The 13,754-nt window shown below is 68.6% G+C and carries 11 protein-coding genes; 3 read left to right on the forward strand and 8 right to left on the reverse strand.

The window, feature by feature from the left end; genetic code table 11:
* Nucleotides 1-122 precede the first annotated feature (122 nt).
* A complete protein-coding gene (locus tag AC3WR5_RS21140) occupies nucleotides 123-1,751 on the forward strand; it encodes a thiamine pyrophosphate-binding protein (protein WP_492486916.1) in 1,629 nt (542 codons plus the stop codon).
* 54 nt (nucleotides 1,752-1,805) lie between these two features.
* Here the strand turns inward: AC3WR5_RS21140 and AC3WR5_RS21145 are convergent, their stop codons facing one another.
* A complete protein-coding gene (locus tag AC3WR5_RS21145) occupies nucleotides 1,806-2,831 on the reverse strand; it encodes an alpha/beta hydrolase (RefSeq protein ID WP_492486918.1) in 1,026 nt (341 codons plus the stop codon).
* 145 nt (nucleotides 2,832-2,976) lie between these two features.
* On the opposite strand from AC3WR5_RS21145, the gene AC3WR5_RS21150 reads away from it, so the two are divergent.
* Nucleotides 2,977-3,864, forward strand: a complete 888-nt coding sequence (locus AC3WR5_RS21150; RefSeq protein WP_492486920.1) for an AraC family transcriptional regulator — start codon at nucleotides 2,977-2,979, stop codon at nucleotides 3,862-3,864.
* 9 nt (nucleotides 3,865-3,873) lie between these two features.
* On the opposite strand, the gene AC3WR5_RS21155 is transcribed toward AC3WR5_RS21150, so the two are convergent.
* The 6 genes from AC3WR5_RS21155 to AC3WR5_RS21180 all read right to left on the reverse strand — a co-directional run bounded on the left by AC3WR5_RS21155 (nucleotide 3,874) and on the right by AC3WR5_RS21180 (nucleotide 8,976).
* Nucleotides 3,874-4,185 (reverse strand): DUF1016 N-terminal domain-containing protein, encoded by a 312-nt coding sequence (locus AC3WR5_RS21155; RefSeq protein ID WP_492486922.1) that lies wholly within the window; start codon nucleotides 4,183-4,185, stop codon nucleotides 3,874-3,876.
* A gap of 3 nt (nucleotides 4,186-4,188) precedes the next feature.
* On the reverse strand, nucleotides 4,189-4,326 hold the full coding sequence (locus AC3WR5_RS21160; protein ID WP_492486924.1) for a hypothetical protein: 138 nt from the start codon (nucleotides 4,324-4,326) through the stop codon (nucleotides 4,189-4,191).
* Nucleotides 4,327-4,480: 154 nt separating this feature from the next.
* The gene (locus AC3WR5_RS21165; RefSeq protein ID WP_492486926.1) at nucleotides 4,481-5,464 is read right to left on the reverse strand and encodes a Bug family tripartite tricarboxylate transporter substrate binding protein; all 984 of its coding nucleotides are present in this window, start codon (nucleotides 5,462-5,464) and stop codon (nucleotides 4,481-4,483) included.
* Nucleotides 5,465-5,519: 55 nt separating this feature from the next.
* Entirely contained in the window at nucleotides 5,520-6,284 is a 765-nt protein-coding gene (locus AC3WR5_RS21170; protein ID WP_492487205.1) for an SDR family NAD(P)-dependent oxidoreductase, read from the reverse strand.
* 5 nt (nucleotides 6,285-6,289) lie between these two features.
* On the reverse strand, nucleotides 6,290-8,167 hold the full coding sequence (locus tag AC3WR5_RS21175; protein ID WP_492486927.1) for a feruloyl-CoA synthase: 1,878 nt from the start codon (nucleotides 8,165-8,167) through the stop codon (nucleotides 6,290-6,292).
* Nucleotides 8,164-8,976, reverse strand: coding sequence for a crotonase/enoyl-CoA hydratase family protein (locus AC3WR5_RS21180; protein WP_492486929.1), 813 nt, complete (start codon nucleotides 8,974-8,976; stop codon nucleotides 8,164-8,166). Before AC3WR5_RS21180 ends, AC3WR5_RS21175 begins: the two co-directional genes overlap by 4 nt.
* Nucleotides 8,977-9,130: 154 nt before the next feature.
* On the opposite strand from AC3WR5_RS21180, the gene AC3WR5_RS21185 reads away from it, so the two are divergent.
* Complete coding sequence (locus AC3WR5_RS21185) at nucleotides 9,131-10,036, forward strand: amidohydrolase family protein (RefSeq protein ID WP_492486931.1); 906 nt, start codon at nucleotides 9,131-9,133, stop codon at nucleotides 10,034-10,036.
* Here AC3WR5_RS21185 and AC3WR5_RS21190 read toward each other — a convergent pair.
* The gene (locus tag AC3WR5_RS21190) at nucleotides 10,012-13,509 is read right to left on the reverse strand and encodes a response regulator (RefSeq protein WP_492486932.1); all 3,498 of its coding nucleotides are present in this window, start codon (nucleotides 13,507-13,509) and stop codon (nucleotides 10,012-10,014) included. The genes AC3WR5_RS21185 and AC3WR5_RS21190 overlap by 25 nt on opposite strands.
* Nucleotides 13,510-13,754 lie beyond the last annotated feature (245 nt).

Raw genomic sequence — 13,754 nt, forward strand, 5'->3', positions numbered from 1 at the left:
TCGATTGGACAAATGCTTCTGAAGCAGTGCTGCGACCCCGGACTTGCGCGGGCGACATTACGTCCCAAGGCGGCGCCCGGCAGTGTGCCGGCGCGATGTGGCGGCAGGCAGGAGGAGGCGCGATGCGCGGAGCGGAACTTGTGGTGCAGGCGCTGGCGCGCCAGGGTGTGAGCACGATCTTCAGCCTCTCTGGCAACCAGATCATGCCGATCTACGATGCCTGCATCGACGCGAAGATCCGCATCGTGCACGTTCGCCACGAAGCCGCCGCGGTGTTCATGGCCGACGCGTGGTCACAAGTCACCGGCGAGATCGGCGTGGCGCTGCTGACGGCCGGGCCTGGCATTGCGAACGGCGTTGCGCCGCTCTTCTCGGCACGCCATGCGGAAAGCCCGGTTTTGCTGCTGCTGTCCGGCGATTCGCCACTGGCCGAAGATGGCACTGGCGCGTTCCAGGAACTCGACCAGACGGCCATGACGCGGCCGCTGACCAAGCTTTCGGCGCGTGTGGGCGCCATCGATGCGCTGGTGCCGGCGGTGGACCACGCCATTGCGTTGGCGTTGGCGCCGCGCCAGGGACCGGTGCACCTCGCGTTGCCGTTCGACTTGTTGACCGCTTCAGCAGCGACCGCGGCATTGCCACCGCTGCCTGCGTCGACAAACCCGCGTGCAGTCGACCCGGCGGTGCGGGCCGCCATCGCGAGCTTGCTCGCAGCCGCGCGGCGGCCCTTGATCCTCTGCGGGCCCGCCGCGTGTCGACATCACCGACTGGCAGGTTTTCGCCAAGCTGCGCACGCGCTGCAGGTGCCACTGGTCGCGATGGAAAGCCCGCGCGGCCTGCGCGATCCTTCGCTCGGGGCCATCGCAGCCAGCATGGCCGAGGCCGACCTGGTCGTGCTCGCGGGCAAGCCACTTGATTTCACGCTGGGATTTGGCCGCAGCGCGTTTGCGGCCGATGCGGCGTTTGTGGTGATCGATCCAGACCCCGAGGTGCTGGACCGCGCCGAGCGCCTGCTCGGCCCACGCCTGCGCGTGCGATGCCAGGCCGACGCGCTGCAGGCCCTCGGCGCGTTGGCCGTTGCGCCGGCATCACCCAGGGCGGACTGGCGAGCCCGCGTCCAGCGCGACCTGGCCGACCGCAGCTTGCCTGCCGCCACCGCCAGCGGCGCCATCGCGTCCCCGGCACTTTGCCAGGCCGTGCAACGGCAGCTCGACATCCGCGAGGTCCAGCGTGAAGTGATCCTGGTGTGCGACGGCGGCGAGTTTGGCCAGTGGGCGCAGGCCTTCTGCAGCGCGCCCATCCGCATCGTCAACGGCACGGCGGGCGCCATCGGAGGCGGCACCTGCTACGCGATCGCGGCCAAGATCGCTCGGCCCGAGGCCCACGTCGTGCTGCTGATGGGCGATGGCACTGCCGGCTTCCACTTCACCGAGTTCGACACCGCCGTGCGCGAGGGCGCGGCCTTCACCGCGGTGATCGGCAACGACCTGCGCTGGAACGCCGAGCATGTCATCCAGCTGCGCAGCTACGGCGAGGCGCGGCTGATCGGCTGCGGCCTCAGCGCATCGGCGCGTTACCACCTGGCCGCCGAAGCCTTCGGTGGCTTCGGCGTGGCGGTCGACCGCATGGAAGACCTCGACGCGGCGCTGCACGCCGCCTTCGACAGCGGCCTGCCGGCCTGCGTGAATGTCCAGATCGACGGCCAGCCCGCGCCGACGTTTTCCGGGCCCGCTGCCGCGGCCTCGCACTGAAGCCGCACCAGGCCCGGACCCATGGCCAAAGGCCATGGGCCATGGCGAGGTGGCTTACCGCAGCCGCGCCTTCAGTTCCTCGCTCGCCTGGTGCAGCGCGGCGCGGGTCGCCGGCACGTCGGCCAGCACGTTCAGCAGGCCGAAGTCGTGGATCATGCCGTTGTAGCGGGTGACGACGGTGGGCACGCCCGCGGCGTCGAGCTTGCGGCCGTAGGCTTCGCCTTCGTCGCGCAGCACGTCCTTCTCGGCCGTGATGACCAGCGCCGGCGGCAGGCCCTTCAGCTGCTCGGCCGTGGCCAGCAGCGGTGAGGTGTGGATCTCCTGGCGCTGCTTGGCGTCGGTGGTGTAGGCGTCCCAGAACCACTTCATCATCGGCCGCGTCAGGAAGTGGCCGGCCTCGAATTCGTTGTAGGAGGCGTTCTCGAAGCTGGCGTTGGTCACCGGCCAGAACAGTACCTGCGCGCGCAGGGCAGGGCCATGCTGTTCCTTGGCCATCAGCGCGGTGACGGCCGCCATGTTGCCGCCCACGCTGTTGCCGGCGATGGCCAGGCGCTGGCCGTCCACACCGATCTCGGCACCGTGTTCGGCGACCCACTTCGTTGCACCATATATCTGCTGGATGGCCACGGGGTAACGGGCTTCAGGCGAAGGCGCGTAGTTGACGAACACCGCGACCGCGCCGGAGTCGGCCACCAGGTCGCGCACGAAGCGCTCATGCGTGGGGAAGTCGCCCAGGATCCAGCCGCCGCCGTGCACGAAGATGAAGGCTGGCAGCACGCCCTTGGCGCCCGCGGGCCGCACGATGTGCAGCTTCAGCGGCTGGCCGTTCACCTGGATGGTCTTCTCGCTCACGTCGGCCGGTGGCAGCTTGGCGCCGGCTTGCGCACCGACCAGCACCTGGCGCGCATCGGCCGGACTGAGCGTTTCCAGCGGCTGGCCGCCGCCCTTGGCCAAGGCCTCCAGGAAGGCCTGGGTCTGGTGCTCCACGCCGGGGCTGCCGGCGGCAGTGGCGGAGCCGACCGTGGTGCCGAGTGCGAGGGCGGCGGCGGCAGAAGCGATCAGGGTGCGAACGGAGGTCATGGCAGTTCCTATGGGCTGACGGTTGAGGCTCGGCGCCGCGCTGTGGTCCAGAGAGGGCTTCAGCGCGGCGTTCGATGACTGAACTTTGCCTGCCGGGTCTGTATGTTTGGTATCTTTGCGTTCTTGAAAAATATCAATTAGTACCGTGAGCCTCACGCCTGACCTCAACGAAGCTGGCTGCACGGCCACACCCATGGACCGGCTCGCCGCGCTGTTCGAGCGCTTTTCAGTCTCGGCGCGCACCTTCCAGAGCGGGGCCTTGTGCGGCATCAACGCCATTGGCGAAGATGAGACGCGCGGGCAATTGCACGTCGTCCGCGCCGGCCGGTTGGCGGTGGACCACTTCGGCGCGGCGCCGCCGCTGGAGGTGAGCGAGCCCAGCCTGCTGCTCTACCCGCGGCCGCTGCCACGCCGCTTCATCACCGATGCCCGGCGCGGGGCCGACATGGTCTGCGCCCACATCGAGTTCACCGGCAGCGTGGCCAACCCGGTGGCCGCGGCGTTGCCAGACGTGGTGCAGCTGCCGCTGGCCCAGGTGCCGGAGATGGATTTCCTTTTAAGGCACCTGTTTTCTGAGGCCGACGCGCGCAACTGCGGCCGCCAGGCCATGCTGGACCGGCTGTTCGAGGCACTCCTGATCCAGCTGCTGCGGGTGGTGATGGACCAGGGCCATGTGCGCTCGGGCATGCTGGCCGGCTTGGCCGACCCGAGGCTGCGCAACATGCTGGTCTCGCTGCACGAGCGCCCGCAGCAGCCCTGGTCACTCGAAAGCCTGGCCGAACTGGCCGGCATGAGCCGCACCGCTTTCGCCAACACCTTCCGCGACGTGGTGGGCGTCACGCCGGGTGCCTATCTGCAGGCCTGGCGCATTGGCCTGGCCCAGCAGCACCTGGCTGCCGGCATGCCATTGAAGCTGGTGGCCCAGGAGGTGGGCTACAGCAACGAGGCCGCGCTGTCCCGCGCCTTCCAGGCGCAGACGGGGCAGCGGCCGGGAGAGTGGCGGCGCGGGGCGTCTGCCGCTGGGGTTGGCTAGGCTCCCGGATCACCGGCGCGAGTTGGCCAAAATTCGCATTGAATTGGTGGGTTCACGGCTGCTCGCCTTCGGGGTCGCAGCGCAGCGCCGCGCTGCGCTGTGCGACCAGCTCAATTGTTGTGACAGCGTCACGACAATGGCTTCGCTGGGAAATGCCTCGGCAAACTGGATCATGCGGGCCAGCTCGGCGTAGCTGAACCCTCGGCCATGGTCGGCCGTCAATTCTCGTGACACCGTCACGAGAATCTGCTTGCCATACGCCGCCCTGCCGCCTTGAAGATGCTCTCTCGCAAGGCGCTTGCCTATGTGCCAGCACAGCAAGGTCTAAGTGGCGTACGCAGCCGCTGCAATTCGCTCGCGGGCCGACCTGACAAGCGCGCGCAGATCGCCCATCAGGGCGGCTTCGTCGATGCCCTCGGGCACCAAGGCTGCGGGTGACGGCGCTGCGGCTTTCGGCTTCATGGCCGGGATTGTCCAGCACCTAGGGGCATTTGCCCCGCCAGCCGCTGAGCTCCGGCCATGGCCAAGTGCAGTGGCGGGCGCGACAGAAGAAGCGCCGGGCTGCCTGAATCTCTTCGGCGCCGACGGGGGCCCAAGTCGGCCCCGTCGCAGGCGCTCAAGCCTCCGGCGTGAATCCTACGCGCTTGACCACCGGGCCCCAGGCGGCGGATTCGGCCTTGATGGCCTTGGCCATGTCGGCGGGCGTGTTGGCCGAGGCTTCGAAGCCGAGCTGGGTGAAGCCTTCGATCACGTCGGGCAGGGCGACTGCGGCGCGCACCGCGGTGGCTGCCTGGTTGACGACTTCCGGCGAGGCCTTGGCGGGCAGGAAGAAGCCATACCACTCCTGGATCTGCAGCGCGGGGAAGCCTTGTTCGGCGTAGGTGGGCACGTCGGGCGTGAAGCGTGAGCGCTTGGGGCCGGAGGTGGCCAGCACACGCAGCTTGCCGCTGGCGAGGTGGGGCAGGTAGTCGCCGATGGGGGAGCTCATCGCCGGGACCTGGCCGCCCATCAGGTCCTGGATGCCGGGCGCCGAGCCGCGATAGGGCACGTGGTTCAGCTCCACGCCGCTTTCCTTGGCCAGCAGCATGCCAAGGAAATGGTTGGGTGAGCCTGCGCCGGGGGTGGCGTAGCTGTTTTGAGCCGGGTTGGCCTTGACCCAGGCCAGGTAATCCTTCAGGTTCTTCACCGCGGCCGGCACTGCGGGGCCGACGCTGAAAGCGAAGCTGATCACGCAGGCGGTGCAGACCGGGCTCACGTCGTCTGCCGTGTAGGGCAGCTTGGTGAAGATGTGGGGATAGAGCGTGATCATCGAGGCTGGCGTGAGCAGCAGCGAGCTGCCGTCCGGCGAACTGCGGCGCAGTTCTTCCACGCCAAGCCGGCCGCCTGCGCCGGGTTTGTTGTCAACCAGCACGACCTTGGCATAGCTGCCGCGCAGCTTGTCGGCGATGCGGCGCGAGACGGCGTCGGTCGTGCCGCCGGGCGGAAAACCGACGATCACTCTGGCGGTCTCCAGGTTTTGCGACCAGGCCAGGCCGGGCAGCGTGCCGGCGGCCAGCGCGCTGCCGGTCGCCACCAAAAACTGTCTGCGATCGAGGTCCATCGGTTTGTCTCCGTTGTGGGTTGGCCGTCAGCGCGGCCTTTGGGGGAACAGCTTCTCAGCGGGGCGCCATGCGCAAGGCGCCATCCAGCCGGATCACCTCGCCATTGAGGTGCCCGTTTCGGACGATGTGCAGCGCCAGTTCGGCAAACTCTTCCGGCTGGCCCAGGCGTTTGGGGAACGGGATGGACGCGGCCAGCGACTGCTGCACCTCGGCAGGCAGTTCGTGCAGCAGCGGCGTGAGGAACAGGCCCGGCGCGATGGTGGCCACGCGCACGCCGAACTGCGCCAGGTCGCGCGCCAGCGGCAGCGTCAGCGAGACCAGGCCGCCCTTGGACGCGGCGTAAGCCTCCTGGCCGATCTGGCCGTCGTAGGCCGCCACCGAGGCGGTGTTGACGATGACGCCACGCGCGCCGTCCTGCAATGGTTCCAGCTTGACCATCGCCGCGGTGGCCAGGCGGATCATGTTGAAGGTGCCGACCAGGTTGACGTTGATGATGCGCTGGAAGTCCTCGATCGGCATCGGCGTGCCGTCCTTGGCGATCAGCCGCTTGGCGCCGCCGATGCCGGCCACGTTCATCAGCACACGCGCCGGGCCGTGGGCTTCTGCCGCGGCGGCCAGCGCGGCCAGCACGCTGGCGGTGTCGGTGATGTCGCAGCGCAAACCCAGGCCGCCAATCTCGGCGGCGACACTGGCTGCGCCGGCCTCGTTGATGTCCAGCACCGCGACCCTGGCGCCTTTCTGCGCCAGCGCACGCGCGGTCGCCGCGCCCAGGCCGGAGCCGCCACCGGTGACCAGTGCGGCCACGCCTTGCAGGTTCATCATCGTCATGCTGTCTTCGGCCGAATCACATCGAGGCCGTCCGTGATTGAATGGAGAGCGTCGGCCGGCAGGCCGTCGTACAAGGCATCGACCAATGCCGCGCGATGGGTCAGCACCGCGCGTTGATTGAGGGAACCCTTGTCGGTCGCCTCGCCCAGGTCCAGCCGCGGCGGCGTGGCCATCACCAGCGCGCGCGCCACGCGGGTCGCGCCGCCGGTGCCGGCCGCCCATTGGCGATTCACCAGCTTCTGGAAGAAATCGCGCACCTTGGCATCGCTGAGCACCTGCGCGGCCGGTGTGTCGGCCGGCAGGCCGGCCAGGCGGCGGCATTCGTCCACGCGGGGGAAGATCAGGAGGCCGATGTCGTCGCGGTTCAGCCCGGCCACCACCACGTCCTGCACACAGGGCGAGCCGTCCAGCTGCACGCGGGCGCGCAGCGGGCCCACGCTGACGAAGGTGCCGCTGGAGAGCTTGAAGTCTTCGGCGATGCGGCCGTCGAAGCGCAGGCCGCGCTGGGGCTGTTCGGGGTCGATGAAGGCGACCGCGTCGCCGGTGCGGTAGAAGCCTTCCTCGTCGAAGGCCTCGGCGGTCTGCTGCGGCTCGCGCCAGTAGCCGGGCATGACGTTCGGGCCGCGGAAGCGGATCTCGGTCTTGCCGTCGGTGGGCACCAGCTTCAGCTCCACGCCGGGGTTGGGCAGGCCGATGTGGCCGGAGCGCACGTCTTCGCCGAGCGCGAAGGTGCAGGACGGCGCGGTCTCGGTCATGCCCAGGCCGGTGAGCATGCGCACGCGGTGGCCGATGGTGCGCTCGGCATGCGCATCCAGCCGGTCCCACACGGCCTGCGAGAGGCCGGCGCCCGAGTACATGAAGGCCTTCACGCGGCGGAACAGCGATTCTCGCAGCGCGTCGTCCTCGTCCATCGCCGAGACGATTTCCTCGAAGCCCTTGGGCACGTTGAAGTAGATGGTCGGCGAGATCTCGCGCAGGTTGCGCAGCGTCTGGCCAATGCCGCTGGCGGTGGGCTTGCCTTCGTCGATGTACAGCGTGCCGCCGTTGTACAGCGCAATGCCCACGTTGTGGTTGCCGCCGAAGGTGTGGTTCCACGGCAGCCAGTCCACCAGCACCGGCGGCTCGTCGCCCAGGAAGGCAAAGGACTGGCGGATCATCTGCAGGTTGGCGCACAGCATGCGGTGCGTGTTCATCACGCCCTTGGGGTGCTTGGTGGAGCCGGAGGTGAACAGCACCTTGACCAGCGTGTCCGGCCCAACGGCGGCATGCGCGGCCATGCCTTCCGGGCCGGGCTTGGCGGCCAGCAGCTCGGCAAAGGGCGTGGTGCTGCGGCCAGCCAGCGCACCGTCGGTCAGCACGACTTCCACGCCTTCGGGCACCGCCGCAGCAATCGCCTTTGCATAGGCCGGGCCGGACGCGAACACCAGCCCCGGCGTCAGCGTGCCCAGGATGTGGCGCAGCTTCGCGTGGTCCTGCGACAGCAGCGAATACGCGGCCGAGACCGGTGTGTACGGCACGCCTGCCCACATCGCGCCCAGGGACAGGGTGAGGTGCTCCAGGTCGTTGTCGGACAAGATGGCCACCGGGCGGTCGTGCGACAGCCCGCGCTGCGCCAGCGCCTGGCCCACGGCCTGCGCGCGCGCCAGCATCTGCGCATAGCTGATGCGCTGCCATTCACCGTCCGCACCACGGCGGGCGATGAACGTTCGCTCCGGCGCTTCGCGCGCCCAGTACTCCAGCCGGTCGCTCAGGCGGGCAGGGAAGGGCGACAGTGGTTCGGTGGAGCGCAGGACCACGGTGCCATCGTTGCGGTACTCGACAGCCGCCTCCAGGCAACCGCCAACCCGCAATGCACGATAGGCAGGCGCACTCATGCGGCGCTCACCTTGCCTGCCCGGCCTTCGAGGAAGGCGCGCATGCGTTGCTTGGCGGCGTCGTCGCCCTGGGCGATGGCGGCCATCAGCGACTCGACGAACAGCCCGTCGGACTGCGACAGGCCGGCGATGCGCGGCAGCGCCTGCATCACCGCGAAGTTGGACAGCGGTGCGTTGACGGCGATCTTCCTGGCCAGCGCCAGGCCCTGCGCCAGGCCTTCGCCGGGCTCGGTGAGGTAGGTGGACAGGCCGGCCTGCAGGCCTTCGTCGGCGCTCAGCACGCGGCCGGTCAGCATCATGTCCGTCATGCGCGCGGCGCCGATCAGGCGCGGAATGCGCGCCGCACCGCCGCCGCCGACAAACAGCCCGCGCTGGCCCTCGGGCAGCGCGTAGAAGGTGCTGCGCTCGGCCACGCGCACATGCGCGCTGCTGGCCAGCTCCAGCCCGCCGCCCACCACCGCGCCGTGCAGCACCGCCACGACCGGCACCCGGCCGAACTGCACCTGCTCGAACGCCGCATGCCAGCCGCGCGAGTGCGCAATGCCTTCGGCCACGCTGCGCTCGCTCAGCTCGGACAGGTCCAGCCCGGCGCAGAAGTGTTCGCCTTCGCCGCTCAGCAGCACCGCGCCCACGTCTTCCGGCAGGTTCAGCAGCGCGGTGTGCAGCTGGGCGATCAGCGGGTCGTTCAGCGCATTGCGCTTGGCCGGGCGGTTCAGCCGCAGGTGGGCCACGGCGCCTTGCTGGCTGATCTGCAGCAACGGCAGCCCGGCCAGCAGGCCGGTGGCGGGGGTGAAATCCGGGAGGGTCATGGGCAGGTGCCGGTGGAGGCAGAAAAATGATTCAGCAACTTAATCATTATTTGCGCTGGCGCGCCCGCAGATCAATCGAATATTTGTCCGTGAAAACCCCGATGACGCACCCGTCAATTGATTGTTTTACTTAAACAAATTTGGAGCTTTCTCGATGAACCTGGACGAGCTGATCGCGATCGACACGCACACCCACCTGGAGGTGTCCTGCCGCAACCCCTTCGACAACTACGGCGAGGAGTTCGACCGCGCGGCCGACAAGTACTTCCGCTCCTCCCGCCGGCCGACGATGGACGAGACGATTGCCTACTACCGCGAGAAGAAGATCGGCTTCGTGAACTTCACGGTGGACGCCGAGACGCAGATGGGCCGGCGGCGCATTCCGAACGAGGAGATCGCCGAGGCCGCGCTGGCCAACCCGGACATCATGATTGCCTTCGGCAGCATCGACCCGCACAAGGGCAAGATGGGCGCCCGCGAGGCGCGCAAGCTGATCGAGGAATACGGCGTCAAGGGCTTCAAGTTCCACCCCACGGTGCAGGGCTTCGAGCCGGCCGACCGCATGGCATGGCCGCTCTATGAAGTGATTGCCGAGTACCGGCTGCCGGCCATCTTCCACAGCGGCCATTCGGGCATTGGCAGCGGCATGCGCTGCGGGGGCGGCCTGCGCTTGCAGAACTCCAACCCGATGATGGTCGAGGACGTGGCGATTGCCTTCCCCGACATGCAGATCGTGCTCGCCCACCCGTCCTGGCCGTGGCAGGACGAGGCGATCTCGCTGGCCATGCACAAGCCCAACGTGTGGATCGACCTGTCAGGCTGGAGCCCGAAGTACTTCCCGGCGCAGCTGGTCCAGTACGCCAACACGCTGCTGAAAGACCGCATCCTGTTCGGCAGCGACTTCCCGCTGATCACGCCCGAACGCTGGATGAGCGACTTCGAGGAAGCCGGCTTCAAGGACCAGGTCAAGCCGCTGATCCTGAAGCAGAACGCCGCCCGGCTGCTGAAGCTGGGGCCGTTCGCCAACCCTGAGCCTCAGGGCAACGCCACTTGCAGTTGAGCCACCAGGGTGCGAAGACGGGTGTCAATGCGCCCGGCCAGCACCGGCAGTTCGGCTTCGCGCGCCGTGCTGTGCAGCGCATTCTCGAACTCGGTCAGGTCTGCGCAGAGCTCGGTGGCGCCAATGGCTGCGCAGGCGCCGCGCAATGAGTGGCTCGCGGCCAGCCAGCGGGGCATCCGGCCGCTGGCGTCCATGTTCAAGAGTTCGGCCGCGCCATCGGCGTAGGTGTCCACGAAGCTGGACAGGACCCGCGCCAGGCTGCTCATCTGGCCGCCGATGTTGTGCAACGCGAGCGCAAGGTCCATGCCGTGAACACCGGCCAGGCGCTGCGTCGTCAGCATGTCCGGCGACGCCCCTGCGCCGATGGGGCCCGGCGCGGCTTGGGCCGCTGCCGGGGTTCGGGCGGGCAGCGGCAGCCAGCGCAGCAATGCTGCGTAGAGCAGCGGCGGCTCGACAGGTTTGCTGATGTGATCGTTCATGCCTGCAGCCAGACAGGCGGCACGGTCCTCGCCAAAGGCATTCGCCGTCATCGCCACGATGGGCAGGCCCTGGCCCAGCCTGGCCCGGATGACCCGCGTCGCCTCCAGGCCGTCCATCTCCGGCATCTGCATGTCCATCAGGATCAGGTCGTAGTTGCGCGACAGCGCCATCCGGACCGCCTGTGCGCCATCGGCTGCCACCTCCACCCTGAGCTCGAGTGCAGCCATCAGCTCCACCGCGACCTCCTGGTTGATCGGGTTGTCTTCGGCCAGCAGCACCCTTTGCCCGCCGTGCAGGCGCCGCAGTTCGAGCTCCTGTGCGCCCGGTGCCGTGGCCTCGGGGCGGGCTTCGGTGCTTGCTGTGCGTGTCACGCGGGCCAGCGTGTCATGCAGCGCCGAAGGCGTGATCGGCTTGACCAGCACCGCATCGAAGCGGGCGCTGCGTGCGGCCTGCCACATGGCGGTCTGGCTGTGCGCCGTCACCAGGATGCACGGCGGCAGGCCCTCGCCGAGTACCTTTCGCAGCGCTTCCAGCGTGGCCATGCCATTCATGTCGTCCATCTGCCAGTCGAGCAGGATCACATCGAAGCTCTTGCCCATCCTGGCTTCGCGCGCGACCTGCTCGACGGCAGCCCGTCCGCTCTGGTACGCCTCGACCTGCAGGCCCAGCGAGCCCAGGCTTTCGGAGATGGCCTCCAGCGCCTCGGGCAGGTCGTCCACCAGCAGCGCGCGCAGCCCGGCCACGGGCACCTGCGCCGTCATGGGCCTGGCCTGCGCGCCGCGCCGGACCCGGCTGGTGAACCAGAAGCTGCTGCCCGAGCCGGGCACGCTGTGCATGCCCACATCGCCGCCCATCAGCTGGGCCAGGTGGCGCGTCAAGGCCAGTCCGAGGCCGGTCCCGCCATGGCGCCGGCTGGTGGAGGCATCGGCCTGCTCAAAGGCATTGAAGAGCCTGCCCTGGCGCTCGGCCGGAATCCCGATGCCGGAGTCGGACACCTCGAAGCGCAACTGCAGGCGTTCACCGTCCTCGGCGAGCAGCTCGGCCCGCAGCCGCACCCAGCCCTGATCGGTGAACTTCACGGCATTGGCCAGCAGGTTGATCAGCGCCTGCGCGAGGTGCTTGGGGTCGCCAAGCAGGCGCTCGGGCATGTGGTCGGTGTCGAGCACGAGTTCCAGTCCCTTGGCACTGGCCGCCCCGCCCACGATGTCGAAGACGCCGGTCAGCAACTCGTCGCGGGAGAACTCGATGTCCTCCAGCTCCAGCTTGCCGGCCTCGATCTTCGACAGGTCCAGGATGTCGTTGATGATGTGCAGCAGGTGCTGTGCAGAGCCGTCGATCTTGCCGAGCCGCTCGCGTTGTCGCACGTCCTGGGTATCGCGCAACATCAGGTGTGTCAGGCCGATGATGGCGCTCATCGGCGTTCGGATCTCGTGGCTCATGTTCGCCAGGAACGAGCCCTTGGCCTGGTTCGCCGCCTCGGCGAATGCCTTGGCCGCCCCCAGTTCCCGGGTCCGCACGGCGACCAGGTCCTCCAGGTGCAGGCGATGGCGCTCCAGCTCCGCCGAGGTGCGCCTGCGCTCGGTGATGTCCTGCACGGTGCCGCGCAGGCCGATGATCTCGCCGCTGCCCGAGCGTGCGGCCTCTGCGCGTGCGTTGACCCAGATCGGCGTGCCGTCGGCATGCAGCGCCGGCAACTCAAGGTCGTACCCCACACCGGTCTGCGCGGCAGCCTGGATGCCCGCTTCCAGCCGTTGCCAAGACGCAAGCGGATAGAGCGTGTCGGCTTGTGCCTTCAGCGGCGGGATGACGGCCCTGCCGAAGATCCTGCACATCTGGTCGCTGCAGACGGTTTCGTCCGTCGCCGCGTTCCAGTACCAGCTCCCGATGTGGGTCAGGCGCTGGGCCTCTGCCAGGGTCGTCTCCCGCTCCTGCAGCGCCGCATAGGCTGCCGTCAGGGCCTGGGTTCGCTGGCGCAGCAGGTCCGAGGTGTGGACCATGGCCCTGCCTGCCTCGTCTGCCTCGCGAAAGCTCGCGCCGCAAGCTTGCACCTGCTCGCCACGCGCCAACACGCTGGCCGAATCGGTGAGTGTTTGAACCGACCTGCCGATGGCGCTGCCCAGCCGCCGGGCGAACCAGGCACTGGCTGCGAACACCAGCAGGCCGCCCAGGCTCACGTAGCGGAGATTGCGCTTGAGGTCCGCCTGCAGGATGGACAAGGGGATTGCAATCGCAACGGCCCAGCGCGACACCGGCGAGCGGCTGACCACGATCAGGGCCGGCACTCCTTCCTTGGTCACCGACTCGAACGCCGCCTCGGAGGTGCTGAGCAGGCGCCTGGAGATCTCGGGATTCACCCGGCTGCCGACGAACTTCTCGGACAGGTGGGACCGCGCCGCGACGCTGCCGGTGCTGTCGGAAATGCTGCTGACCCAATCGGCAGGCAACTGTTGCTGGCGCAGGATGCCGCCCAGCTGGTCCGCGCCGATGCTGACCCCCAACGCATACCGCACCTGGTCGCCTGCGAACACGGGCACCACCACCGAGGCCCTGAGGGTACCGGCTGCGGCACCGACATAGAGGTCGGTCACCAGTGGCTTGCCTGTCAGGAAGATGCTGCGCAGTTGGGCTGCGTCGGCATGCCGGGGCAACGCGCCGCCGTAGGGCACCAGGGTGTTCACCAACTGCTGGCCGCTGGCGTCGCTGACGACCACGTTGAGGCCGATGCCTTCGCTTTGGATCAGCTCGGAGGCGCGCCGATGGAAGCCGGCCCAATCGGACACGGCAACGAAACTGGAGGTGGAAAGCGCGACCGCCACGACCCTGGCCGCGTCCAGCTGCCCGTCCACGGCCTGCACCATGGCCCTGACCGTCTGCACGGTGTTTTTCTCGATCTGCTGCCGCCCGTCCTCGTACATGCGGTAGATCAGCAGGCCCACCCCGCACAGGCCCGGCAACAGGCATGCGAGCACCAGCCAGAGCAGCAGGGCCCGCACGGACCAGAGCGGGGGCGAGCACACAGACGAAGGCGGGTCTGTCTGCGAACCGGTCCGGTCGGACGGTCGCGTCACGGGCAAGGGCGACGTGCGCGGTCGCGCGGCCAAACGGCCTGCCGGAGCGGAGGTCTGTCCCAGGGCATCGCCACACAAACCTCGCAATCGAAACCGCTACCGGATGTCCGGGTGGGCGCGCATGCAGTGAGCCTGCCGCGCGCTGGCGGATCTTACTCGCCGCCTGCCGG

The sequence above is a fragment of the Ideonella sp. FW305-24 genome (genome assembly GCF_058788035.1).